The sequence below is a fragment of the Pseudomonas sp. GM17 genome (assembly GCF_000282175.2).
Taxonomy (GTDB): domain Bacteria; phylum Pseudomonadota; class Gammaproteobacteria; order Pseudomonadales; family Pseudomonadaceae; genus Aquipseudomonas; species Aquipseudomonas chlororaphis.
This window is the reverse complement of sequence record NZ_CP124732.1, coordinates 5,307,770-5,334,112: the sequence shown is the minus strand read 5'-3', so window position 1 is coordinate 5,334,112 and position 26,343 is coordinate 5,307,770. Positions and strand designations below refer to the sequence as shown.

The 26,343-nt window shown below is 66.2% G+C and carries 8 protein-coding genes and 1 pseudogene; 4 read left to right on the top strand and 5 right to left on the bottom strand.

Going from position 1 to position 26,343, the window contains the following annotated elements; translation table 11 throughout:
- Positions 1–12: 12 nt before the first annotated feature.
- The 3 genes from PMI20_RS23600 to PMI20_RS23590 form a co-directional block, all read right to left on the bottom strand.
- Entirely contained in the window at positions 13–1,833 is a 1,821-nt protein-coding gene (locus tag PMI20_RS23600) for a glycoside hydrolase family 15 protein (RefSeq protein WP_007921940.1), read from the bottom strand.
- Positions 1,826–2,626 carry a glucose 1-dehydrogenase gene (locus tag PMI20_RS23595; RefSeq protein WP_007921941.1) on the bottom strand — a complete coding sequence of 267 codons (801 nt, stop codon included), beginning with the start codon at positions 2,624–2,626 and terminating at the stop codon, positions 1,826–1,828. The genes PMI20_RS23600 and PMI20_RS23595 overlap by 8 nt, the downstream gene beginning before the upstream one ends.
- A gap of 94 nt (positions 2,627–2,720) precedes the next feature.
- Positions 2,721–3,563 (bottom strand): hypothetical protein, encoded by an 843-nt coding sequence (locus PMI20_RS23590; RefSeq protein ID WP_007921942.1) that lies wholly within the window; start codon positions 3,561–3,563, stop codon positions 2,721–2,723.
- A gap of 113 nt (positions 3,564–3,676) precedes the next feature.
- On the opposite strand from PMI20_RS23590, the gene PMI20_RS23585 reads away from it, so the two are divergent.
- On the top strand, positions 3,677–4,870 hold the full coding sequence (locus PMI20_RS23585; RefSeq protein WP_007921943.1) for an MFS transporter: 1,194 nt from the start codon (positions 3,677–3,679) through the stop codon (positions 4,868–4,870).
- 3 nt (positions 4,871–4,873) lie between these two features.
- Here the strand turns inward: PMI20_RS23585 and PMI20_RS23580 are convergent.
- Positions 4,874–6,010 (bottom strand): annotated as a pseudogene (locus PMI20_RS23580) (cupin-like domain-containing protein).
- Positions 6,011–6,321: 311 nt separating this feature from the next.
- Between PMI20_RS23580 and PMI20_RS23575 the strand changes: the two are divergent.
- Positions 6,322–7,065: a thioesterase II family protein gene (locus tag PMI20_RS23575; RefSeq protein ID WP_007921946.1), complete on the top strand. Its 744-nt coding sequence runs from the start codon at positions 6,322–6,324 to the stop codon at positions 7,063–7,065.
- A gap of 331 nt (positions 7,066–7,396) precedes the next feature.
- Here PMI20_RS23575 and PMI20_RS23570 read toward each other — a convergent pair whose 3' ends face one another.
- Positions 7,397–8,365: a siderophore-interacting protein gene (locus PMI20_RS23570; protein WP_007930120.1), complete on the bottom strand. Its 969-nt coding sequence runs from the start codon at positions 8,363–8,365 to the stop codon at positions 7,397–7,399.
- 211 nt (positions 8,366–8,576) lie between these two features.
- Here PMI20_RS23570 and PMI20_RS23565 point away from each other — a divergent pair, with 211 nt between their 5' ends.
- The gene (locus PMI20_RS23565; RefSeq protein ID WP_284169446.1) at positions 8,577–19,751 is read left to right on the top strand and encodes a non-ribosomal peptide synthetase; all 11,175 of its coding nucleotides are present in this window, start codon (positions 8,577–8,579) and stop codon (positions 19,749–19,751) included.
- The gene (locus PMI20_RS23560; protein WP_284169444.1) at positions 19,751–26,332 is read left to right on the top strand and encodes a non-ribosomal peptide synthetase; all 6,582 of its coding nucleotides are present in this window, start codon (positions 19,751–19,753) and stop codon (positions 26,330–26,332) included. The genes PMI20_RS23565 and PMI20_RS23560 overlap by 1 nt, the downstream gene beginning before the upstream one ends.
- Positions 26,333–26,343: the final 11 nt, after the last annotated feature.

Sequence of the window (26,343 nt, the reverse complement as noted above, 5' to 3'; positions counted from 1 at the left end):
GCGTATTGCGGGTCAAGGCTGCCAGAGGATCTTCTCGCCACTGAGCCGGCGATCGAGAAAACTCGCGGCGCTGATCAAGGCCAGGTGGGTCAGTGCCTGGGGGGTGTTGCCCAGGTGCCGGGCATGGCTGTCGAACTCTTCGGCGTACAGCCCCAGCGGGTTGGCGTAGCGCAACAGTTGCTCGAATTCCAGGTGGGCCTGCTCCAGCCGGCCGGCGCGGGCCAGGCATTCGACGTACCAGAACGAGCAGGCGGCGAATGCGCCTTCGGTGCCGGCCAGGCCGTCGATCTGGCTGTCTTCATTGCGGTAGCGGTAGACCATGCCGTCGCGCACCAGGGTCCTCTCGATGGCTTCCAGGGTCGCCAGCCAGCGCGGGTCGCGGGCGCCGACGAAGCGCACCAGCGGCATCAGCAGCATCGAGCCGTCCAGGGCGGTGCCGCCCCGGTACTGGACGAAATGCCCGCGTTCCGCGTTCCAGAAGTTGCTCCAGATATCGTCGTAGATTGCCTGGCGGGTCTGGTCCCAGCGGGCGAACGGCGCCGGCAGCGAGCGCTTCGAGGCGAGGCGGATGGCCCGGTCCAGGGCGACCCAGCACATCAGCCGCGAATGCAGGAAGTGATGCTGCTCGCCGCGCATTTCCCAGATGCCCACATCCTCGCCGTCCCAGCTGCTGCAGACCTGATCCACCACGTCCACCACGTGTTTCCAGCCTTCGTGGGAAATCGCCTCGCCGTATTTGTTGACCAGGTACACCGCGTCCAGCAGCTCGCCGAAGATGTCCAGTTGGACCTGTTCATAGGCCTGGTTGCCGATACGCACCGGCGTCGCGCCGCCATGCCCGGACAGGTGCGGCAACCGGGTTTCCGGCAGCTGCTGGCGACCGTCGATGGCGTACAGGATATTCAGCTTGGCCGGCTGGCCGCGGCAGTCGCTGACCCGCCCGCGCAGCCAGCGCATATAGGCGTTGGCCTCCGCGACGAAGCCCAGGCGCATGAAGGCGTAGACGGTGAACGACGCGTCGCGGATCCAGGTGTAGCGGTAATCCCAGTTGCGTTCGCCGCCCGGGGTTTCCGGCAGGCCGAAGGTGGCGGCGGCGAGGATCGCCCCGTGCTTGCGCGAGGTCAGCAGCTTCAGCGCCAGGGCCGAGCGGTTGACCATCTCGCGCCAGCGGCCGCGGTAGTTGGACTGGCCGATCCAGTCGCGCCAGAACTTCAATGTGCGTTCCAGGCACAGGCCGCTGCCACCGGTGACCAGCCGCGGATCGTCGATGCCGCCAAGCATGAATTCGGCGCTCTGCCCCTGTTCCAGCTCGAACTCGGCCACCGCCGCCTGCCGGTCGATGCGCAGGGGCTGGCTGGCGATTAGGCGCAGGCCCGGCTGCCGATCGGCCTCGAAGTACACGGCGTCGCCGTCCAGCCGCGCGCGGGTGGTGGCGCGGGCATAGTCATGGCGCACCGCGCAGCGCAGGCGCAGGGTGGCGCGGCCGCTGACCACCCGCACCCGGCGGATCAACAGTGGCAGGTCGTCCTCGCTGTCGCCGATCGGCAGCAAATCGGTGACTTCGACCACGGCCCGTTCGCTCAGCCAGCGGGTCTGCAGCACGTTGCTGTCGGGCAGGTAGATCTGTTCGCGGCGGGCGTCGGGCAGGTCCGGCGCCAGCTGGAAGATGCCGGCGTCCGGGGTGTCGAGCAGCGAGCAGAAGATCGACGGGCTGTCGAACTCCGGCCAGCAGAAAAAATCCACGCTGCCCTTGTCGTTGACCAGCGCGGCGCTGCGCAGGTCGCCGATGATGCCGTGGGCGTCGATCGGCGCCTGTCGTTCAGTGTCAGCCATGGTCGCGAAACTCCGGGTACAGGCTCATGCCGCCATCGATCACCAGGGTGCTGCCGAGCACGTAGTCGGAGGCATCGCTGGCCAGCCAGACCACGGCGTTGGCCACGTCCTTGACGTCGCCGATGCGCCCGTAGGGAATCAGCTCGAGCAGCTTGCGCTCGGCCGCGCCCTCGGTGGCCTTGCGATTGAGCGGCGTGGCGATCGCGCCCGGGGCAATGGCATTGACGCGGATGCGCTGGTGGCTGACCTCCTGGGCCAGACTGCGCATCAGCATGTCCACGCCGCCCTTGGACGCCGCGTAGTTGACGTGCCCGGCCCAGGGAATCCGTTGGTGCACCGAGCTCATGTGAATGATCTTGCCGGCGGCCCGCGACACACCGGTGCGGATGCCCTGGCGATTGAAAATGCGCAGGGCGGCGCGGGCGCAGAGGAACTGGCCGGTGAGGTTGACGTTGATCACCTGGTTCCAGTCCTCCAGGGTCATGTCCACCGTGGCGGCGTCTTTTTGCAGGCCCGAGTTGGCCACCAGGATGTCGAGGAAACCGAAGGCTTCCAGGGCCCTGTCGAACAGGTGCTGGACCTGGTCTTCCTGGGAGATGTCGGCGCCCACGGCAATGGCCCGGCCGCCGCAGGCGTTGATGTCGGCGGCGAGCTTTTCCGCGGGCGCCGCCTGCCGATGGTAATTGAGCACCACCGAGGCCCCGGCCGCGGCCAGGGCGGTGGCCGCCGCGGCGCCGATGCCGGAACTGGCGCCGGTGACCAGGGCGACTTGTTGGTTCAGGGAAATCTGCATATTGGGCAACCCGAGCAGTTGTCGTTGCCCGGTTGACCGATTTGGCAGGACGAGAGTTCAGTGCAGAAATGTCATATTAGTTTCGCGCGAGCTATCAGGGTTGGGCGTGCATGGCAGCATTCAAGTCTGCAAGTATCTTCTGGTGATCCATGAACTTTATGTAGGGAAAACGCTGCTGGGCCAACTCCAGGATCTGAGGCTGTATGGCGGTGTATTTTTCCACTGTACTTTGGAAGACCCGGTAGTAGCTGTCAGTGGCCTTACTCATGATCTGGTAGATGTCATCGTCAACGTATTCCTTGAGATTTTTATACCCAAGTTGATTGGCGCTGCCTGCGGTGCGTTGGGTGTTGAATTTTTCCTGAGCCTTTTTTTGGGCAGGCTCAAGTTTTTCCGAAACTAGTCTTGAGCGCTCATTAATGGCGTTGATGGCGGCAATGTAGCTTTCTTCCGCGACAGATAATTCGAGCAAGGTCCTTCCATGCTCTTCATGCAGAAAACCCAGTTCGTTGAAATCGATTTCCAGGATGTTCAAGGCAATCGGGCCGGCCCCCGGGGCGCGTGCCCAGCGATGCTCGTTCGACTCGTTTTCCTTGAGATAATTGTTATAGATGTCGACGATCTTGTTCAGCTTTATGGCGATGCAGAAGATCGCTTTTCTCAGGGCCCGGACTTCAGCGTCTTCGCGCTTCTGGCTTTCGATGAGGGTGTTATAGCGATACGCAAGATAGGCTGCGATCAGTACGCCGATCAGTGCGCTTGAACCCGAGGTAAATGAGCTCACTGCAAGTTCATGGAGTCGTGGCACTTCTTTTTTTTCAATGGCCAGTTGAAGAAAGAACCAGAGGTTGAATATCAGGAGCGGGAGGATCACTCCCAGCGCAATGAAGAGGGCGTTTTTGCTGGTGAGCCTGAGGGCAGGTTTTATCGGAAGCATGCTCTGAACGGGCTTTCTGTAATTGGGTTGGGATCGTGTGGGCGTTTTTGGCGGCGTACGTTCTCATGCCGATGCATATGTGGCAACGTGCACGATTTTGCAGAGACCTCGCAATGGCAAACCCTTACCGCGAACTGTTCAAGGCCCCCGGCAGTCGCGCTTTCGTGGTGGCGGGGATGATTGCGCGGATGCCGATGTCGATGACCGGCATCGGCCTGATCACCATGTTGGCCCAGCTCAAGGGCGGCTACGCGCTGGCCGGTGCGGTGGCGGCGACCTTCGCCCTGGCCACGGCCTTCTGCGCGCCCCAGGTGTCGCGCATGGTCGACCGCTTCGGCCAGGGCCGGGTGCTGCCGATCGCTGCCGGTGTGGGCGGCGGGGCACTGCTGGCGTTGCTGCTGTGCACCCGCTTGCAGACGCCGCACTGGACGCTGTTCCTGTTCGCCGCCCTGGCCGGCTGCATGCCGAGCATGCCGGCGATGGTCCGCGCCCGCTGGACCGAGCTGTATCGCGGCCAGCCACAGTTGCAGACCGCCTATGCCCTGGAGTCGGTGCTCGATGAGGTGTGCTTTATCGTCGGCCCGCCGTTGTCGGTGGGGCTGTGCGTGGCGGCCTTCCCCGAGGCCGGGCCGCTGGCGGCGCTGCTGATGCTGGCGATCGGCGTCACCGCGCTGGTGGCGCAACGGGCGACCGAGCCGCCGGTGCATCCCCATGAGGCCCGGCACGACGTGTCGATCATCCGCTCGCTGGAGTTGCAGCTGCTGGTGCTGCTGATGATCGCCATGGGCATGATCGTCGGCGTGGTGGATGTGGTCAGCGTGGCGTTCGCCCAGCAGCAGGGGCAACCCGCGGCGGCGAGCATCGTGCTGTCGGTGTACGCCATCGGTTCCTGCCTGGCGGGCATCGCCTTCGGCGCGCTGAAACTGAATATCCCGCTGCCGCGGCTGTTCATGTACGGCGGTATCGCCACCGCCGTGACCACCCTGCCATTGCTGCTGGCGAGCAATATCTTCGGCCTGTCCCTGGCGGTGTTCGTCTCCGGCCTGTTCTTCGCCCCGACCCTGATCGTCGCCATGGCCCTGGTGGAAAACATCGTGCCGCCGGCCAAGCTCACCGAAGGCCTGACCTGGCTGGTCACCGGGGTCAGCATCGGCGTGGCCATCGGCGCCGCCAGTTCCGGCTGGCTGGTGGATGCCTTTGGCGCGCGCAGCGGCTTCTGGGTGGCGCAGGCGGCGGGGGTGGTGGTGCTGGGAGCGGCGGTGCAGAGCTGTCGCCGGCTGACCCGCAGCCAGCCGGCGGTCGCCTGAGCCTTACCAGCCGCGCCCGGAGTCGACCCAGAAATTCACCGAGAGCGAGGTGGACACCGACTGCACCTGATGGAACCAGCCCTCGGGCAGGAACAGCAGGTCGCCGGCTTCCAGGATGATCCGCAGGAAGGTCACGTCCCGTGAGGCCGGAAAACGCTGGTAGTCCGGCGCGTCGGGGTTGACCTCGCAACTGTCGAGCCCGCCCTGGGGCGCGGTCGACCAGGTGCCCAGCGCCTCACGGTGATGGGGCGCGGCGAGGATGAAGGACTTCTGGCCCCAGACCTGGGCGAACAGGTTATCGGTGTCGTCGCGGTGCAGCGGGGTCAGGGTGCCCTTGGGGCCGATCCAGATTCGTGGCGGGATGAACAGCGAGCGGTCGAAGTAAGGCGGGTACTGGATCTGCTCCAGCAACTGCGCCGGCAGGATGTTGTTGCCCATGTAGGCGGGCGGTTCGCCGTCGGCGTTTTTCGGCGCCGGGTTGTCCAGCGAGGCGATGAACTCGGCCATCGAGGTGGAGCGGAAATCGCGCTCGGTGGAAAAGGTCTTTTTCACGTAGTCGCCGTGGCGGGTGATGCCTTGCAGTTCGGCGAAGTGCACCAGCGATTCTTCGCGGCTGAGCTGGAACAGCGGCCAGTCCTGCAGGGCATCGCTGATCACCACGGGAATGCCCTGGGGCAGGTAACGCGTCCTGAACTCCTCCACCGACAGCCCGCTGCGCGGACGCCGTTCCACCGTGCACTGGGTCGGCAGGCCGGCCGAGACTGTCTCGCTGTAGCGCGGCGGGGTAGGTTAGCGGGTGTTCATCTCGACTTTCTTTTCCAGCGCGCCACCGCCATGCCGGGCATGGTCGATGATCTGCGGCAGCAGCGTGGCCAGGCCCATGTTGCCGCCGATCTTCAGGCGGCCGCTGGCGGACAGTTCCTCGACGTTGGCGCTGCCGCCCATGATCCCGAGAAAGTCGGCCTGGGCGACCTCGATGGTGACGTCGGGCGCCGGGTGCCGGCCGGCTTCGGTGCGGCTGTGCGTCTGGACCTGTGACCAGAATGCCAGCTGTGGACCGAACACGAACTGAAAGGTGCCTTCGATTCCCACGGCACCGGCATTGGCTAACAGCTTTGACAGAAGGGTCTGCAAGTCCACGGCGATCTCTCTTGTTGGTTGGTCTGATCTGCAGCAGGGAACGAAGGCTGTATCGGGAAATTTATGGGGACGACTGACTCAATGACGACCGGTCAAACGAAGGAGATCTAATGTAGGAGCGAAGCTTGCTCGCGATGAACCTGAGAACACCGCGTTTACCCAATGCAAGACGCGGTGTCGTTAACGACCATCGCGAGCATCGAGTGTCGACCGGCTGCTCCTACAGATGGGCGTCAGGCCGGCTGCCGCACTAATTTGCCGGCCAGGTGGCACGTCCAGTCTTTACCATCATTTTTTTCAAGGGGAACACCGTGACCCAGCTGACGTTGCTGTGCCTGCCGTATTCCGGAGCCAGCGCCATGGTCTACAGCCGCTGGCGGCGCAAGCTGCCCGAATGGCTGAAATTGCAGCCGGTGGAACTGCCGGGGCGGGGCGCCCGTTATGCCGAGCCGCTGGCCACCGACATGCGCGAGCTGGCGCGGCAACTGGCGGTGGAAGTTCGCGCGGGCCTGCGTGCGCCCTATGCCTTGTTCGGCCATAGCCTGGGAGCGCTGCTGGCCTGCGAGCTGGCCCACGCCCTGCGGGCCCTGGGTTGTCCGGAACCGGTGGCGCTGTTCGCTTCGGGGACCGCGGCGCCGACCCTGCGCACCGACTACGACCGGGGTTTTGCCGACCCCAAGACGGACGAACAACTGATCGAACAGTTGCGCACCCTCAATGGCACCAGCGAAGAGGTATTGGCCAACCAGGAATTGATGAGCCTGACCCTACCGATCCTGCGCGCCGACTTTCTCCTGTGTGGCCGTTTTCGCCCGCTGCAGCGACCGTTGCTGAACTGCCCGGTGCATGTCCTGGGAGGCAAGGCCGACCGGGCCACCACCGAACAGTTGATTGGCTGGAGGAAGGAGACCCAGGGCAGCTTCTCTGTGGACATGCTGGCGGGCGGGCACTTCTTCATCCACGAACACGAAGCCAGGGTCCTGAGCCTGATCAAGGGCCACCTTGAGGTGCATCGTCGGCGTCACCTGCAAGCCGAAACCGCGGCGGTCCTGTAGCCGCTGCCGCAGGCTGCGATCGGCCGGCACGGCCGCGGCGTTCTCGGTGGCCCCATCGCAAGATCGTCAAGCAAGGCCCTGGGGGCCTTATCGCAGCCTCGCGGGCTCGGCAGCGGCTGCAGGAGTGGGTGTAGCCGCTGCCGTAGGCTGCGATCGGCCGGCACGGCCGCGGCGCTCTCAGTGGCCCCATCGCAAGATCGTCAAGCAAGGCCCTGCGGGCCTTATCGCAGCCTCGCGGGCTCGGCAGCGGTTACAGGAGTGGGTGTAGCCGCTGCCGCAGGCTGCGATCGGCCGGCACGGCCGCGGCGTTCTCAAGGCCTAGGCAGATGTATCAGCCCAACGACGTGCCCAGGCGCCAGTAGCCCATCAGGGTCAGGTTGCGGCGTTCCTGGCCGCGTTCGTTGATCAGGTGGCGGCGGATGCTCATCACCGTGGCGGACTCGCCGGCCACCCAGGCGTAGAAGCTGTTGTCGGCCGGCGTGGCGGTCTCCCAGGGGCGTTGTTCCTCGTCGCCCTCGCGGACCTTGACCGGCCGGTGCGCGGTGTGGGGCGGCGGCAGCTCGGCCAGCTCCCGGGCGGCATGGATCAGGGTTTCGCCGTGCTGGGCGCCCAACAGGTCCCGCGGCAGCCAGTTGAGTCGGGTCTGGGGGTTGCAGCGCAAGTCGATGCAGTCGCTTTCGTGGGGCACTTCGATAAACGCCTGCACATCCGGGTAATCCGGATACTCCTGCAGCTCCTCGAGAATCCCGGCAATGGCCGGCAGGGCGGTTTCATCGCCCATCAGCAGCACTTTGCGGATATCTGCCGGCGGCATCCATTCATAACCGCCGGGATCGCCGCTGTAGGCCTTGTTCGGTACCACCATCTGCAGGCGGTCGCCGGGCCGGGCGTGGGTGGCCCAGCCGGACGCGGGGCCGTTGACCCCGTGCAGCACGAAGTCCACATCCAGCTCCGCCGGCAGCAGGCGCAGGGCGCGGATGGTGTAGGTGCGCATCGGCGGCTGCTGCTCGGCCGGCAGCTTGCGCCGGGCGGCGTGCCAGTCACCTTCCACCGGCAGTTGCGGGACGCTGCCGTCGGCGCCGGGGAACAGCAGCTTGATGCGCTGGTCCGGGGCCAGGGTGCGGGCCTGGGCGATGTCCTCGCCGGCGAACACCAGGCGCACCAGGGACGGGCTGAGGACGATGCGCCGCTTGAGCTCGACGTTGATCACCCGGTAGCCCTTGGGTCTGGGCCGGTCGATGCCCGTCAGTTTGCGCAAGCCTTGGGTGAGGATGTCGGTCAGCGATTGAGCGGAGGACATGGGCGGGTACCTGTTGCAAGGGGGGATAAGCAAGGAACGAAGGGGGGCGGGTCCGATTTACCGTCGGGGCCGCTGGCCGGCCTGTCCTGCGCGGCCCTGGGGTTGGCGGCCGGCGTGGCGCGCGGGGTTAATTTTCCCGGGCCTTCATCCGTTCCGTAGGGATGACCGAGCCAATGCTCGATACCCCACACGCAAGTACGGATGACCCCCGATGAATGCCGAAGACTCCTTGAAGCTCGCCCGTAGATTCATTGAACTGCCGCTGGAAAAGCGCCGGCTGTTCTTGAAGGCTCTGGACAAGGAAGGCGTCGACTTCTCTCTGCTGCCTATTCCCGCGGGGGTCGCAGTGCCTGACCGCCAGGCGTTGTCCTACGCGCAGCAGCGCATGTGGTTTCTCTGGCAGCTGGACCCGCAGAGCGCGGCCTACAACCTGCCCAACGCGGTACGCCTGAGCGGGCCGCTGGATCGGGCGGTGCTGGCCCGGGCCTTCGACTGGCTGCTGGAGCGCCATGAAAGCCTGCGCACGGTGTTCCGCCTGGAGCAGGACGAGCCGCGGCAGGTCATCCTGACGACCCAGGTGAGCATCGATTACCTGGACCTGAGCGACCTTGACCCTGCGCTGCGCGAAGCCAGCGTGCGGCAGCGGGCTGACGCCGAGGCGCGCCGGCCCTTCGATCTGCAGCAGGGGCCGCTGTTGCGGGTCTGTGTGCTGGGATTGGGGGAGCAGGAGCACGTCATGCTGCTGACCTTGCACCATATCGTCGCCGACGGCTGGTCCATGGGCGTGCTGATCGAGGAGTTCCTGCAAGCCTACGACGCGCTGCTCCAGGGCGCGGCGCCGAGTGCGCCGGCCCTGCCGATCCAGTACCGCGACTACGCCCTGTGGCAGCGCAGCTGGCTGGAGGCGGGGGAGCAGGAGCGGCAGCTGGCGTACTGGCGGGCCAAGCTCGGGGACGAGCATCCGGTGCTCAGGTTGCCCACCGATCATCCGCGCCAGGCCCATTCCAGCCGCCAGGGGCGGCGCCTGGACTTCGAGCTGGCGCCGGACCTGGCCCAGCAACTGGGTGCCCTGGCGCGACAGCAGGGGGTGACCCTGTTCGCTGTGCTGCTGGCCGGTTTCAAGCTGCTGCTGGCGCGCTACAGCGGCCAGCAGGATATCCGCGTGGGCGTGCCTATCGCCAACCGCACGCGCCAGGAAGCCGAAGGGCTGATCGGCTTCTTCGTCAACACCCAGGTGCTGCGCAGCGAGTTGAGCCCGCACTTGACGGTGGAGCAACTGCTGGCGGATATCCGCGAGACCACCCTGGGCGCGCAGGCCCATCAGGAGCTGCCTTTCGAGCGGCTGGTGGAGGCCCTGCAACTCGAGCGCAGCCTGAGCCACAGCCCGCTGTTCCAGGTGCTCTACAACCACCAGCCGCAGGTCACCGAGCTGACCACCCTGCGCAGCCGCTCCGGTCTTGAGGTGCAGGCCCTGGCGCGCAACGAGCGCACGGTGCAGTTCGACCTGACCCTGGACACCTTCGAGCGCGGTGGCCGGCTGCAGGCCGCCTTCACCTACGACTGCCAGTTGTTCGAGGAACAGACCGTCGAGCGCATGGCCGGCCACTGGCAGAACCTGCTGTGGGCGATGGTGCGTGAGCCGCGGTCGGCGATCGCCGAGCTGCCGCTGCTCAGCCCCGAGCAACGCCAGGCCACCCTGGCCCAGGGCGTCGGTGCGCATGAGGCGTTTGCCGCTGTTTCGGTGCTCGAGCTGTTCGCCGAGCAGGTGCGCGTACGGCCCGAGGCCCCGGCCCTGGTGTTCGGCGAGCAGTGCCTGAGTTACCGCCAGCTGGATCAGCGCGCTGCGCGCCTGGCTGCGGCCCTGGTACTGCGTGGCGTGGGCCCCGAGGGGCTGGTGGGGATCGCCGTGGAGCGCTCCCTGGAGATGGTGGTGGGCTTGCTGGCGGTGCTCAAGGCCGGCGGTGCCTATGTGCCGCTGGATGCCCAGTACCCCGAGCAACGCTTGCGCTACATGCTGCAAGACAGCGGCGTTACCCTGCTGCTGAGCGAGACCGCGGTGCAGGCGCGGCTGCCGCTGGCGGCCCAGGTCAGCGTGCTGTTGCTGGACCAGCCGGACAGCTGGGCGCCGGCCACCGGCCCGCAGGCGCCACTGCCGCGGGTCGAGGCCGGGCACCTGGCCTATTCGATCTACACCTCCGGTTCCACCGGGGCCGCCAAGGGCGTCACCATCACCCACGCAGCCCTGGCCAACTACGTGCAGGCGATCCTGGCGCGCCTGCCGCTGGGGGGCGCGCGCAACATGGCGGTGGTCTCCACCATTGCCGCCGACCTGGGGCATACCACGCTGTTTGGCGCCCTGTGCTCCGGCAGTTGCCTGCATGTGATCGACCTGGATACCGGCCTGGATGCCGAGGCCTTTTCGGCCTACCTGGACGCCCGGCAAATCGATGTGCTGAAGATCGTCCCTTCGCATTTGCAGGCGCTGATGAGCGGCGCGGAGCCGGCCCGTTCCCTGCCAAGGCAGTGCCTGGTGCTGGGTGGCGAAGCCTGCCCGGCGGCGCTGGTCAGAAAGATCGCGGCCCTGGCGCCGCAGTGCGCGGTGTTCAACCACTACGGCCCGACGGAAACCACGGTCGGCGCCCTGACCCTGGCTGCCGCTGCCGTGGATCAGGCCCTGGCGGTGGTGCCCCTGGGCCAGCCGCTGGCCAACGTTCGCGCCCGGGTGCTGGATGCCTCGTTGCAGCCCGTGGCGCCCGGCACCCCGGCCGAGCTGTACCTGGGGGGCGCCGGCCTGGCGCGGGGCTACCACCGCCGGCCGGCCTTGACCGCCGAGCGTTTCGTTCCCGACCCCTTCAGCGCCGACGGGCAGCGGCTGTACCGCACCGGTGACCTGGCGCGCTACCTCGATGGCGGGGTCATCGATTACCTGGGGCGCATCGATCACCAGGTGAAGATTCGCGGCTACCGCATCGAACTGGGGGAAATCACCGCGGCGCTCAAGCAGTTGCCGCAGGTCGAGGATGCCGTGGCCCAGGTGGTCAGCGTGGCGGATGAGCCGCAAGTGGCGGCTTATGTGGTGCTGGCCAAAGCCAGTGTCCAGGAGCCGGAAGCGGCCTGGCAGGAGATTCGCCGGCAGCTGGCGGTGGCGTTGCCCGACTACATGCTGCCGATGCATTTCATGGCCCTGGAAGGCATGCCGTTGACCGCCAACGGCAAGCTCGACCTGCGGGCCTTGCCACCGTTGCAGCAGCAGGCGCCGGTGGCGGCGTATGTCGCGCCGGTCAGCGAGCTGCAGCGGGGCATCGCGGCGATCTGGCAGGACGTGCTCAAGGTCGAGCGGGTGGGCCTGAGCGACAACTTCTTCGCCCTGGGCGGGCATTCGTTGCTGGCCACCCAGATCATTTCCCGGGTCCGCCGGCTGCTGGCGGCGGAGGTGCCGCTGCGGGTGCTGTTCGAGACCGCGCGCCTGGATGAGTTTGTCGAGCAGGTGCAGGCTTGCGCCGGCGCGGGGTCGTTGTTGCTGATCGAGGCGCTAGGGCGCGACGAGCCATTGCCGGCGTCCCATGCCCAGCAGCGGCAGTGGCTGTTTTGGCAGATGCATCCCCAGAGCACCGCCTACCACACGCCGATCGTGGTCCGGCTCCAGGGGGCGCTGGACCGGCAGGCGCTGCAGCACAGCTTCGACGCCCTGGCCCGACGCCATGAAGCCTTCCGCACCACCTTTACCCAGCACCGGGACAGTCTGTGCCAGGTGGTGCACCCCCAGGGTGAAATTACCCTGGCCTGGGAACGCCTGGCCCCGGACCTGTCCCGCGAGGCGGTCGAGGCCAGGGCCCTGGAAGAAACCCAGGTGCTGTTCGACCTGGAGCACGGCCCCCTGTGCCGGGCCCGGGTGCTGCAGATCGCCGAGCAGGACTGCCTGCTGGTGGTGACCCTGCACCACATCATTTCCGATGGCGCCTCCATGAGTGTGCTGGCCCGGGAATTCGTCGCCCTCTACCGGGGGTTCATCCAGGGGCAGGCGCCGCGGTTCGATGAACTGAGCGTGCAGTACGCCGACTACGCCAGCTGGCACCGGGCCTGGCTCGAGCAGGGCGAGCAGCAGCGGCAACTGGATTACTGGCGCGAGCAGCTGGGGCTGGAGCACCCGGTGCTGGAACTGCCGGTGGACCATCCGCGCCAGGCCCTGGTGAGCCATCGCCAGGAGCGCCTGGGTTTGCGCCTGCCGCTGGACCTGGAGCAGGGCCTGCGGCGCCTGGCGCGCGAGCATGACATGACCCTGTTCCAGCTGTTCCTCGGTTCGTTCGCCCTGTTGCTGCACCGCTATTGCGATCAGCCCGATATCCGTATCGGCGTGCCGGTCAGCAACCGTCGGCACCAGGAAATGGAAGGCGTGATGGGCTTCTTCGTCAACACCCTGGTGATGCGCGTCGACCTGGCGCCGAACCTGGCGGTGGGGCAGTTGCTGCGTCAGGTCAAGGCCACGGCCCTGGCTGCCCAGGCCCATCAGGACCTGCCGTTCGACCGCCTGGTGGATGCGCTCAAGCCCCAGCGCGCGCTGGACCAGAACCCGCTGTTCCAGGTGATGTACAACCACCTGAGCATTGCCGGGGAAAGCGCCGACGGCGCCAGCCTGCCGGGCCTGCAGGCCGAGGAGATGGTCCTGCAGGGCGGTACCGCGCAATTCGACCTGACCCTGGAAACCCTGGAGACCGACGCCGGGATCAATGCGTCGTTCATCTATGCCGCTGAGTTGTTCGAGGTGTCGACCATCGAGGGTTTCGCCGATCACTGGCGCAACCTGCTGCAAGGCATGCTCGAACCGCAACAGGCGATTGGCGAATTGCCGATGCTGGGCCGGGAGGAGCAGGGGCGGATTCGCCAGGACTGGGATCACACTGATGCGGTCTATCCGACCCAGCGTTTTGTCCACCAGCTGTTCGCCGACCAGGCGGCCAAGGCGCCGGAGGCGCCGGCGGTGTTGTTCGCCGAGCAGCGCCTGAGCTATCGCGAGCTGGACATTCAGGCCAATCAGCTGGCGCACAAGCTGATCGAGCTGGGGGTCGGCCCGGAAGTGCGGGTGGCCATCGCCATGCCGCGTTGCGCGGAAATCATGGTGGCCTTCCTGGCGGTGCTCAAGGCCGGTGGGGTTTATGTGCCGCTGGATATCGAGTACCCCCAGGACCGTCTGCGCTACATGATGCAGGACAGCGGCGCGTGGCTGCTGTTGACTCAGAGCCATCTGCTGGAGCGCTTGCCGATCCCGGACGGTTTGCCGACCCTCAGCGTCGAAGGCGCGGCTGACTTCGCGGCTTACCCGACGACCAGCCCGGAGGTGACCCTGGCCGAGGAAAACCTGGCCTACGTGATCTACACCTCCGGCTCCACTGGTTTGCCCAAAGGCGTGGCGGTGTCCCACGGTCCGCTGGCGATGCACAGCCTGGCTACTGGCGAGCGTTATGAAATGAGCCCGGCGGATTGCGAGCTGCATTTCATGTCCTTCGCTTTCGACGGCTCTCACGAAGGCTGGATGCATCCGCTGATCTACGGTGCCAGCGTGCTGATCCGTGATGACAGCCTGTGGTCGCCGGAATTCACCTACGAACAGATGCACCGTTATGGCGTCACCGTGGGCGTGTTCCCACCGGTGTACCTGCAACAACTGGCGGTGCACGCCGAACGCGACGGCAACCCGCCGGCGGTGCGGGTCTACTGCTTCGGCGGCGACGCAGTGCCCCAGGCCAGCTACGACCTGGCCTGGCGCGTGCTGCGGCCCAAGTACATTTTCAACGGTTATGGCCCGACCGAAACCGTGGTCACTCCGCTGATCTGGAAGGCCAAGGCCGGCGATCCGTGCGATGCGGCCTATGCGCCGATCGGCAATATCGTTGGCAATCGCAGCGCCTACGTGGCCGATGCCAACCTCAACCTGTTGCCGGTTGGCGTGGCGGGCGAGCTGTATCTGGGTGGCCTGGGCGTGGCCCGGGGTTACCTGGATCGGCCAGGGCTGACAGCGGAACGCTTTATTCCCGATCCCTACAGCACCAGCGGGGCGCGGCTGTACCGCAGCGGCGACCTGACCCGCTACCGCACCGACGGTCTGGTGGAATATGTGGGCCGTGTCGACCATCAGGTGAAGGTACGGGGCTTCCGTATCGAACTGGGTGAAATCGAGGCACGGCTGCTGGAACAGGAGCCGGTACTGGAAGTGGCGGTGATCGCCCAGCCCGGGCCGAGCGGCCAGCAACTGGTGGGCTATATCGTGCCGGTGGACGCCGACGTGGCGCACAGCGCCGAACGTCAGGCGCAGTTGCGCGAGAGCATCAAGGCCCGCCTGCGGGAAAACCTGCCGGACTACATGGTGCCCACCTACCTGCTGTTCCTCGAAGCGCTACCGCTGACACCGAACGGCAAGCTGGACCGCAAGTCGCTGCCGAAAGTCGATGCGCAGCTGATGCAGCAGACCTATGTGGCGCCGCAAAACGACCTGGAGCAACAGATCGCGGCGATCTGGGCCGATGTGCTGAAGCTGGAACAGGTCGGTGTCACCGACAACTTCTTCGAGCTGGGCGGCGACTCGATCATCTCGATCCAGGTGGTCAGCCGCGCCCGTCAGGCCGGTATCCGTTTCAGCCCGAAAGACCTGTTCCAGCACCAGACGGTGCAAGGACTGGCCACGGTGGCGGAGCAGGGCGAGGGCGGGTTGCAGATCGACCAGGGCCCGGTGCGTGGCCAGATGGCGCTGCTGCCGATCCAGCAATGGTTCTTCGACACCCCGGTGCCGGAGCGTCAGCACTGGAACCAGTCGGTGCTGCTCAAGCCGCTGAAAGCCCTGAGTGCCAAGGCGCTGGAGCACGCCTTGCACGCCTTGCTCGAACACCACGACGGCCTGCGCCTGAATTTTGTCGAAGCGGGCACAGCCTGGAGCGCGACTTATGCGCCGTCGGCGCCGGTGACTTCGGCGCCGTTGGCCGCGATGCAAGCCGATGCGCTGCTGTGGCTGGTGGACGACGCCACTGAGGATTCACTGCAAACGCTGTGCGACGCGGCGCAACGCAGCCTCAATCTGCAACAGGGGCCTTTGCTGCGCGCCGTGCTCTGCACCTTGCAGGACGGCAGCCAGCGTCTGCTGCTGGCGATCCATCACCTGGTGGTGGACGGCGTGTCCTGGCGGGTGCTGCTGGAAGACCTGCATCGGGCCCTGGTGCAGCAAGCGGCCGGGCAAGCCATCCGGCTGCCGGCCAAGACCAGCTCGACCCAGGCCTGGGCCGGGCAACTGCAAGCCTATGCCAGCAGCACGGCGCTGCAGCAGGAGCTGGGTTACTGGCAGGCGCAGTTGCAGGGCGTCGAGTCGGGCCTGCCCTGCGACCGGGTAACGGACCGGGTGGCGATCAAGGATGCCCTGAGCGTCAGCACCGAGCTGGATCAGGCCTACACCCAGCGTCTGCTGCAGGATGCCCCGGCGGCCTACCGCACCCAGATCAACGACCTGTTGCTGACGGCATTGGCGCGGGTCATCACCCGCTGGACCGGCGAGGCCAACGCCCTGGTGCAACTGGAAGGCCATGGCCGCGAGGAGCTGTTCGACAGCATCGACCTGAGCCGCACTGTGGGTTGGTTCACCAGCGTGTTCCCGGTCAAGCTGACACCGCAGGCGGCCCTGGCCGACTCGATCAAGCAGATCAAGGAACAACTGCGCGCGGTGCCGAACAAAGGCATCGGCTTCGGCGCCCTGCGTTACCTGGGGGATGCCAATGCCCAGGCAACCCTCGCGGCCCTGGCGGTGCCGCGCATCACCTTCAACTACCTGGGCCAGTTCGACGCCAGCTTCGACGAGCCGGATGCCTGGTTTGCCCCAAGCGCCGAAGCCAAGGGCCAAGACCAGAGTGCCGAGGCGCCGCTGGGCAACTGGCTGAGCATCAATGGCCAGGTCTATGGCGGTCAGTTGAAGCTGGGCTGGAGCTTCAGCCAGACAATGTTCGAGCGCTCGACCATCCAGCGCCTGGCGGATGACTATGCCGAGGAACTCAAGGCGCTGATCGAGCATTGCAGCCAGCCGCAGCACCGTGGCGTGACACCGTCGGACTTCCCGCTGGCGGGCCTGAGCCAGCAGCAACTGGATCGCCTGCCGCTGTCCCTGGCCCAGGTCGAGGACCTCTACCCGCTGTCGCCGATGCAGCAGGGCATGCTGTTCCATACCCTGTACGAGCAGCAGGGCGGCGATTACATCAACCAGTTGCGGGTGGATGTGGACGGGCTCGATCCCGAGCGCTTCCAGCAGGCTTGGCAAGAGGCCATCGACCGTCACGATATCCTGCGCAGCGGTTTCCTCTGGCAGGGCGAGTTGCCGGCGCCGATCCAGGTGGTGCACAAGCGCATCGCCCTGGATTTTGTCGAGCATGACTGGCGTGCCGTGGCATCGGCGGCCGAGGACCTGGACGCCCTGGCCGAGCAGGAGCGCCAGCGCGGTTTCGACCTGGCGGCGGCGCCGTTGCTGCGCCTGACCCTGGTACGGATCGACGACCAGCGTTATCACCTGATCTACACCAACCATCACATCCTCATGGACGGCTGGAGCAACTCGCGGCTGTTGGGCGAAGTGCTGCAACGTTACTCGGGGCAATCGGCGGGGGCGGCGCCAGGCCGCTATCGCGACTACATCGCCTGGTTGCAGCGCCAGGATGCCCAGGTCGGCGAGGCCTTCTGGAAAGAGCAACTGGCGGCCCTGGACGAGCCGACCCGCCTGGCCCAGGCCATCGGCCGCAGCGGGCCGAGCACCCTGGACAAAGGCCATGGGGCTTACCAGCAGCAGTTGGACGAGCAGCAGACCCAGCGCTTGAGCGAGTTCGCCCGCCAGCAGAAGGTCACGGTCAACACCCTGGTGCAAGCTGCCTGGCTGTTGTTGCTGCAACGCTACACCGGGCAGGACACGGTGGTGTTCGGCGCCACGGTGTCCGGGCGTCCCGCGGAACTCAAAGGCGTGGAGCAGCAGATCGGCCTGTTTATCAACACCTTGCCGGTGGTGGCCTCGCCGCGTCCGGACATGGCCGCCAGCGCCTGGCTACAGCTGGTGCAGGAACGCAACCTGGCCCTGCGCGATTTCGAGCACACGCCGTTGTATGACGTGCAGCGCTGGGCCGGCCTGGGGGGCGAAGCCCTGTTCGACAACATCCTGGTGTTCGAGAACTACCCGGTGTCCGAAGCCCTGGCCCAAGGCGCTCCGGCGCAGTTGAGCTTCGGCGTGGCGGCCAACCACGAGCAGACCAACTACCCGTTGACCCTGTCGGTCTACCTGGGGCAGACCCTGGCCTTCGACTACAGCTATGCCCGCGAGCATTTTGCCGAGGCGGACATCCAGCAACTGGCCGGCTACCTGGAGCAACTGCTCATGGGCATGCTGGCGAGCCCGCAGGGCAGCATCGGCGAGCTGTCGTTGCTTGGCGCCACCGAGCGTCGGCTGATCGACGAGCAGCGCGGCCGGACCCCGGCGCGGGACCTGGCGCCGCAGTCTGTCCATCAGTTGATCGAGGCCCAGGCCCAGCGCACCCCGGATGCCGTGGCACTGCTGTGTGATGGCCAGCAACTGAGCTACGGCCAGTTCAACCAGCGGGCCAACCAGCTGGCCCACAAGCTGATCGAGCAGGGCATCGGTCCGGATGTCCGGGTCGGTATCGCCGTGGAGCGCGGGCTGGACATGATTGTCGGCCTGCTGGCGGTGCTCAAGGCCGGTGGCGCCTACGTGCCGCTGGACCCGGAATACCCCCAGGACCGCCTGCACTACATGATGCAGGACAGCGGCATCCAGCTCTTGCTGACCCAGGCGCCACTGCTTGAACGCTTGAAGGACGGCGTAGCGGTGCCGTACCTGTGCCTGGATCTGCATGAGCACAGCCTGCGCGGCTACCCCCTGGACAATCCGCGCTCGCGGGCCCAGGCCGGCAACCTGGCGTACGTGATGTACACCTCCGGTTCCACCGGGCGGCCCAAGGGCGTGGATATCAGCCACGCTGCCTTGAGCCGGCACGCCCAGGTTTCCCGGGATTATTTCAAGATGACCGCCGAGGACCGCGGGCTGCAGTTCTCCACCTTCAACTTCGACGCCTTCGTCGAGCAGCTGTACCCGGCGCTGATCTGCGGCGCCTCGGTGGTGATCCGTGGCAAGGACCTGTGGGACAGCGAGACCTTCTACCGTGAGCTGATCGGGCAGGGCATCAGCATCGTCGACTTGAGCACCGCCTACTGGTTCATGCTCGGCAAGGATTACGCCAGCCGCGAACCCCGGGACTTCGGGCGCCTGCGCCAGCTCAACCTGGGCGGCGAAGCCATGGCGGCGGAAGGCGTGGCCGCCTGGAAAAAGGCCGGGTTGAAGGACGTTTGCCTGCTCAATACCTACGGGCCCACCGAGGCCACGGTGAGTGTCACCGCCCATGACTGCAGCCGCTACCTGCGGGACGAGGCAACCCTGCCGAGCCAGATTCCCCTGGGCAAGGGCCTGCCGGGCCGTTCCATCTACCTGCTGGACAACAGCGGCAACCTGACCCTCAAGGGCGCCACCGGCGAGCTGATGATCGGCGGCGAGCTGCTGGCCCGGGGTTACCACGATCGTCCAGGTCTCACGGCGGAGCGTTTCATCCCCGACCCGTTCAGCCAGGACGGCGGGCGCCTGTATCGCTCCGGTGACCTGGCGCGCTACGACGCCGAGGGCGTGATCGATTACGCCGGGCGTATCGACCATCAGGTGAAGATCCGCGGTTTCCGGATCGAGATGGGCGAGATCGAAGCGCGCCTGCTGGAACTGCCCCAGGTGCGCGAAGCCGTGGTGCTGGCCCAGGAGGCGGCCGGTGGTCCGCAGTTGGTGGCCTATCTGGTCGCCGCCGAGGGCGTGTTGGCGCAGCGCTCGGAACAAAACAGCCAGGACGACCAGGCCCGGTTGCGCGACGAGTTGAAAGCGGCGCTCAAGGCCGTGCTGCCGGACTACATGCTGCCGGCGCACCTGCTGTTCCTGGAAGCGCTGCCGCTGAGCCCCAACGGCAAGCTGGACCGCAAGGCCCTGCCCAAGGCCGACGCCAGCCTGCTGCAGCAGGCCTATGTCGCGCCGCAGAGCGAGCTGGAACAACAGGTCGCGGCGATCTGGGCCGAGGTGCTCGAAGTCGAGCGAGTGGGCATGAACGATAACTTCTTTGAATCAGGTGGGCATTCCTTGTTGGTAACCGCGATGGTCTCTCGAGTCCAGCTCAAGCTTGGGCGTCAAGTCAGTGTGCAGATGGCGTTCGAATTTCCAACCCTGGGGCTGTTCGTCAGCCAGTTGCAGCAGGCCCCGGGCCAGGCGCAGGGCGCCGACCTGAGTGCGCTGGCGCTGTTGCTCGACGAAATGGAGGCTGTGTAATGGATAACGCCACCGCGCTGAAGATTGTCAAAGGCTTCATCCTGCTGCCGCTGGAGAAGCGCAAGGTCTACCTGCAGAAGATGCTGGAGCAGGGCATTTCCCCGGCCAACCTGCCGATTCCGCAGGTGCGCCTGGGCCAGGCGCGTCTGCCGCTTTCCTATGCCCAGCAACGCCAGTGGTTTCTCTGGCAGCTGGCGCCGGACAGCACCGCCTATCACATCCCCAAGGCCCTGCGCCTGCGTGGCCGGCTGGACGTGGAGGCCTTGCAGCGCAGCTTCGACACCCTGATTGCCCGCCATGAAAGCCTGCGCACGCATTTCGTCGAGGACGCTGACGCGGCGGTGCAAGTGGTGCTGCCCGAGGTGCGCCTGGAAGTCGCCCGCCAGTCGTTGCCGGCCATGGCCGATGAACGCGAGATCGACACCGCGGTGCAGGGCTTCGTGCAGGCCCAGACCCGGCAGTTGTTCGATCTGCTGCAAGGGCCTTTGCTCAGGGTCGGCCTGTTGCGGGTGGCCGAGGACGACCATGTGCTGGTCCTGACCCAGCACCATATCGTTTCCGATGGCTGGTCGATGCAGGTCATGGTGGATGAGCTGATGAGCCTCTACATCGGCTACAGCCAGGGGCAACAGCCCCAGCTGCCGCCGCTGCCGATCCACTACGCCGACTACGCCATCTGGCAGCGCAACTGGATGGAAGCCGGTGAGAAGGAGCGGCAACTGGCCTACTGGACGGTGCAGTTGGGGGGCGAGCAGCCCCTGCTGGAGCTGCCGCTGGACCGTCCGCGCCCGGCCGTCCAGAGCCATCGCGGCGCGCGCCTGGAGCTGATCCTGGAGCAGCCGTTGAGTGAAGCCCTGGGCAGCCTGGCCCAGCGTGAAGGGGTGACCCTCTTCATGCTGTTGCTGGCCTCGTTCCAGGTTCTGCTGCACCGCTACAGCGGCCAGGCCGATATCCGCGTCGGTGTGCCCATCGCCAACCGCAACCGGGTCGAGACCGAGCGCCTGATTGGCTTCTTCGTCAATACCCAGGTGCTCAAGGCCGAGATCGACGGGCAGATGTCCGTAAGCCAACTGTTGCAGCAGGTGCGGCAAACCGCCCTGGCGGCCCAGGCGCACCAGGACCTGCCTTTCGAGCAATTGGTGGAGGCGCTGCAACCGGAGCGCAGCCTGAGCCACAACCCGCTGTTCCAGGTGATGTTCAACCATCAGGTCGAGGCCGCGGCTCCAACCGGCGCCCTCAACCTGCCGGGCCTGAGCATCGAAGCCCTGGACTCGGCGGGGCAGTCGGCGCAGTTCGACCTGACCCTGGACACCGTCGAGACCCAGGGCCGGATCGCCGCCGCGCTGATCTATGCGACCGACGTATTCGATGCCGCGACCATCGAGCAGATGGCCGGCCACTGGCGCCAGTTGCTGCAGGGCATGGTCCGCCAGCCCGAGCAGCGCATTGGCCTGTTGCCGATGCTCGACGCCGGGGAGCAGGCGCGGATCGTGGCCCAGTGGAATCCGCCGCCGCAGGCATTCCCCTCGACGGCCTGCGTGCACCAGTTGATCGAGGCGCAGGCGGCGCAGGCGCCCGAGGCCATCGCCCTGACGTTCCAGGGGCAGCACCTGGACTACCGGCAGCTCAATGAACGGGCCAACCGCCTGGCGCACAAACTCATCGAGCAGGGCGTGGGGCCCAATGTGCTGGTGGGGCTGGCGGCGGAGCGTGGCCTGGAGATGCTGATCGGCCTGCTGGCGATCCTCAAGGCCGGCGGTGCCTATGTGCCGCTGGACCCGGCCTATCCCCAGGACCGTCTGCAACACATGATGCAGGACAGCGGCATCAGGCTGCTGCTGACCCAGGCGTCTCTGCGGCAGGTGCTGCCGGCATTTGCCGGCAGCACCCTGTTGCTCGAGCAGCCGCTCGAGGACTACGGGGTGCACAACCCCGAGGTCGGGGTGACCCCGCAGGACCTGGCCTATGTGATCTATACCTCCGGCTCCACCGGCAAGCCCAAGGGCACCTTGCAGCCCCATCACAACGTGCTGCGGCTGTTCGCGGCGACCGCCGACTGGTTCCGCTTCGGCCCGCGGGATGTCTGGAGCCTGTTCCATTCCTATGCTTTCGACTTCTCCGTATGGGAGATCTTTGGCGCCCTGATGCATGGCGGGCGCCTGTTGATCGTGCCCCAGGAGGTGGCGCGTTCGGCCCAGGACTTCTACCCGCTGCTCTGCGCCGAAGGGGTCACGGTGCTCAACCAGACGCCGTCGGCCTTCCGCCAGTTGATGCACGTGGCCTGCGCCGCCGAGCAGGGGCATGCGCTGCGCTACATCGTGTTCGGCGGCGAGGCCCTGGAGGTCAATACCCTGCAACCCTGGTTCCAGCGTTTCGGCGACCGCCAGCCGCAGCTGGTGAACATGTACGGCATCACCGAAACCACGGTGCACGTGACCTACCGCCCACTGTCCCGGGCGGACGTGGCGCTGGCGGGGGCCAGCCCGATCGGCGAGCTGATCCCCGACATGTCCTGGTACCTGCTGGACGGCAATCTGCAACCGGTGCCCAAGGGCTGCATCGGTGAGCTGTATGTCGGGCGCGCCGGGCTGGCCTGGGGCTACCTGAACCGCGGCGACCTGAGCGCCGCGCGGTTTGTCCCGGACCCCTTCGGCGAACCTGGCGCGCGCCTGTACCGTACCGGCGACCTGGCGCGTTACCAGGCCGATGGTTCGATCGGCTACATCGGCCGCATTGACCATCAGGTGAAGATCCGCGGTTTCCGTATCGAACTGGGCGAGATCGAAGCACGCCTGCTGGAGCTGCCGGCGGTGCGCGAGGCGGTGGTCCTGGCCCAGGAAGGGCCGGACGGTCCGCAACTGGTGGCCTATGTGGTGCCCACCGGCCTGGACTGGCACAGCCAGGACCCGGTTGCCGAGCAACTGCCACTGCGCGACGGCATCAAGGCCGGGCTGCGCGAGCACCTGCCGGGCTACATGGTTCCGGCCCATGTGCTGTTCCTCCAGGCGCTGCCCCTGACCGCCAACGGCAAGCTCAATCGCGCTGCCTTGCCGGCCATTGACGGCAGCCTGTTACAGCAGGTCCATGTGGCCCCGCGCAGCGAGCGCGAACAGCAAGTGGCCGGGATCTGGGCCCAGGTGCTGAAACTGGAAAAGGTCGGCTTGAGCGATAACTTCTTCGAGCTCGGTGGCCATTCGCTGCTGGCCACTCAGGTGATGTCCCGTATCCGTCAGGAGCTGGGCATCGAGGCACCGCTCAAGCTGTTGTTCGAAGGCGAGTCGCTGGAAGATTTCGTCCGCCTGCTGGGGCCGGAAACTGCCCAGCCACTCCAGCCGATTCCCCTGGTGGATCGCCAGCAGCCCCTGGCGGTCTCCTATGCCCAGGAACGCCAGTGGTTCCTCTGGCAACTGGATGCCGACAGCAGCGCCTACCACATCCCCATGGCCTTGCGCCTGCGCGGTGCCCTGGATGACGCGGCGTTGCAGAGCAGCTTCGATGCCCTGATCGCTCGCCATGAAACCCTGCGCACGCGCTTTGTCGAGGGCCCCCAGGGCCTGACTCAGGTGATCGAGGCCCAGGCCCGCTTGCGGATCGAGCGACAGGACCTGTCCCTGCTGGTGCAAGCCGGCAACGCCGAGCAATTGATCCAGCAGGTGCTCGAGGCCCAGGTACGCCAGGCCTTCGACCTGCGCCAGGGGCCTTTGCTGCGGGCCACCCTGGTACGTCTGGCGGCGGACGAGCATGTGCTGGTGCTGGTGCAGCACCATATCGTCTCCGATGGCTGGTCGATGCAACTGATGGTCGAGGAACTGATCCAGCTGTATGGCGCCCATGCCCAAGGGCAGCCGGCACAGCTGCCGGCGCTGGCGCTGCAGTACGCGGACTACGCGGCCTGGCAACGGCAATGGATGGACGCCGGCGAGCGTGAACGTCAATTGGGCTACTGGCTGCGGCAACTGGAAGGCGGCACCCAGGTGCTGGACCTGCCGCTGGACCATCCTCGCCCCTTGCAGCAAAGCCACCGCGGCGCGCGCCTGGGCATCAGCCTGGACGGCACGTTGCCGGGCGCCTTGAAACAACTGGCGCAGCGTGAAGGGGTGACCCTGTTCATGCTGTTGCTGGCCTCGTTCCAGGTGCTGCTGCACCGCTACAGCGGCCAAGCGGATATCCGCGTTGGTGTGCCCACCGCCAACCGCAACCGGGTCGAGACCGAGCGCCTGATCGGCTTCTTCGTCAATACCCAGGTGCTCAAGGCCGAGGTCGACGGGCAATCGAGCTTCAGCGACTTCCTTGGTCAGGTCAAAGGCCGTGCCCTGGAAGCCCAGGAGCACCAGGACCTGCCTTTCGAGCAATTGGTGGAGGCCCTGAACCCGGAACGCAGCCTGAGCTACAGCCCGCTGTTCCAGGTGCTGTTCAACCACCAGGCCGCCGCCCGTCAGGGCGCCCGGGGCCTGGTGGTGCCCGGCTTGCAGGTGGAGATGCTCAGTGGCGAGGAGAGCAGCACCCAGTTCGACCTGAGCCTGGACACCTTCGAGTCCGACGATGGCCTCTGGGCGTCCATGACCTACGCCACCGACCTGTTCGAACCTTCGACCATCGAGCGCCTGGCCCAATCCTGGGTGCAGTTGCTGCAGGGCATTGTCCAGCAGCCGCGCCAGCGCCTGGGGGACCTGCCGCTGCTGGGCGCTGCCGAGCAGAACCAGCTGCTGCACGAGTGGACCCCGGCGTCTGTCGAGTTCCCGGGCGATCACTGTGTGCATCAGTGGGTCGAGGCCCAGGCGCGGAAAACCCCTGAAGCCGAAGCCCTGCTGTTCGCCGGGCAAAGCCTTAACTATCAGACACTCAATGCCCGGGCCAACCGCCTGGCGCACAAGCTGATCGAGTTGGGTGTGGGGCCCGAGGTCCGGGTCGGCGTGGCCATGCAGCGCACCCCGGAAATGGTCGTGGCCCTGTTGGCGGTGCTCAAGGCCGGTGGCGCCTATGTGCCCCTGGACCCGGATTATCCGCAGGACCGCCTGGCCCATATGCTGCGCGACAGCCAGGCGCAGATTCTGCTGACCGAGAGCGCACTGTTGTCGCTGCTACCGGCTGTCGAGTCCCTGCAACCCCTGCAACTGGATGCGCAACCGGGCTGGCTGGACGCTTATTCACTAGAAAACCCGGCGCCGCGAGCGACCGCGGACAACCTGGCCTATGTGATCTACACCTCCGGTTCCACCGGTTTGCCCAAGGGCGTGGCGATTGCCCATCGCAACGTGCTGGCGCTGATCGACTGGTCGAATCGGGTGTACAGCGCCGACGACCTGCAAGGGGTGCTGGCCTCGACCTCGATCTGCTTCGACCTGTCGGTGTGGGAGCTGTTCGTGACCCTGGCCAGCGGCGGCTCCATCGTCCTGGCGCGCAACGCCCTGGAACTGCCGGAACTGGCCGATCGTGACCGGGTGCGGCTGATCAACACCGTGCCGTCGGCGATTGCCGCGTTGCAGCGCAGCGGGCAGATTCCAGCCAGCGTGCGGATCATCAACCTGGCGGGCGAGCCGCTGAAACAGGCGCTGGTGGATAGCCTCTACCAGCAGCCTGGGCTGGTGCATGTCTACGACCTGTACGGCCCTTCGGAAGACACCACCTACTCGACCTACACCCGCCGCGAGGCTGGCGGCCAGGCCAATATCGGCCGGGCCATCAGCAATACCCAGAGCTATATCGTGAGTCCTGATTTGCAGCCGGTACCGGTGGGCAGTGCTGGCGAGTTGTACCTGGCCGGCGCCGGGGTGACTCGCGGCTACCTGGCGCGCCCGGGGCTGACCGCCGAGAAGTTCGTGCCCAATCCGTTCTCCAGCGACGGTGGCCGCCTGTACCGCACCGGCGACCTGACCCGCTATCGCGCCGATGGAGTGATCGAGTACATCGGGCGCATCGACCATCAGGTGAAGGTCCGTGGTTTCCGTATCGAGCTGGGTGAAATCGAAGCGCGGCTGGTGCAGCAAGCCGCGGTGCGCGAAGCCTTCGTCCTGGCCCAGGACGGCGATAACGGCCAGCAACTGGTGGCCTATATCGTGCCGAGCGAAACCACCGCGGCCGTCGAGGCCCAGGCCGCGCTCCGGGAAAGCATCAAGGCTGCCCTGAAAGAGCATTTGCCGGACTACATGGTGCCGACCTACCTGCTGTTCCTCGAGGCGTTGCCGCTGACGCCGAACGGCAAGCTCGACCGCAAGGCCCTGCCCAAGGTCGACGCGCAGTTGATGCAGCAGGTGTATGTGGCGCCGCAGAGCGAGCTGGAGCAGCAGGTCGCGGCGATCTGGGCCGATGTATTGAAACTGGACCGGGTGGGCCTGAGCGACAACTTCTTCGAATTGGGCGGCCATTCCTTGCTGGTGGCCCAGGTCGTGACCCGGGTCAAGCAGCAGTTCGGGGTGGATATTCCCATCAAATCGCTGTTCGGCGCGGAGAGCCTGTCGGCCTTTGTCGAGAAGGTTCAGGCCCTGCGGGAAACAACCTCTTCGCTGCAGGATGAATTGGCTAAATCTTTGGAGGCCCTCAAACGTTTATCTCCTGATGATCTTGAAAAAATAATTTCTTAGGAGAGGTAGTA

What these genes read in the sequence shown, in the direction of transcription:
- PMI20_RS23600 (WP_007921940.1), bottom strand. Translation starts at nt 1,833, where the DNA reads ATGGCTGACACTGAACGACAGGCGCCGATCGACGCCCACGGCATCATC.
- PMI20_RS23595 (WP_007921941.1), bottom strand. Translation starts at nt 2,626, where the DNA reads ATGCAGATTTCCCTGAACCAACAAGTCGCCCTGGTCACCGGCGCCAGT.
- PMI20_RS23590 (WP_007921942.1), bottom strand. Translation starts at nt 3,563, where the DNA reads ATGCTTCCGATAAAACCTGCCCTCAGGCTCACCAGCAAAAACGCCCTC.
- PMI20_RS23585 (WP_007921943.1), top strand. Translation starts at nt 3,677, where the DNA reads ATGGCAAACCCTTACCGCGAACTGTTCAAGGCCCCCGGCAGTCGCGCT.
- PMI20_RS23570 (WP_007930120.1), bottom strand. Translation starts at nt 8,365, where the DNA reads ATGTCCTCCGCTCAATCGCTGACCGACATCCTCACCCAAGGCTTGCGC.
- PMI20_RS23565 (WP_284169446.1), top strand. Translation starts at nt 8,577, where the DNA reads ATGAATGCCGAAGACTCCTTGAAGCTCGCCCGTAGATTCATTGAACTG.
- PMI20_RS23560 (WP_284169444.1), top strand. Translation starts at nt 19,751, where the DNA reads ATGGATAACGCCACCGCGCTGAAGATTGTCAAAGGCTTCATCCTGCTG.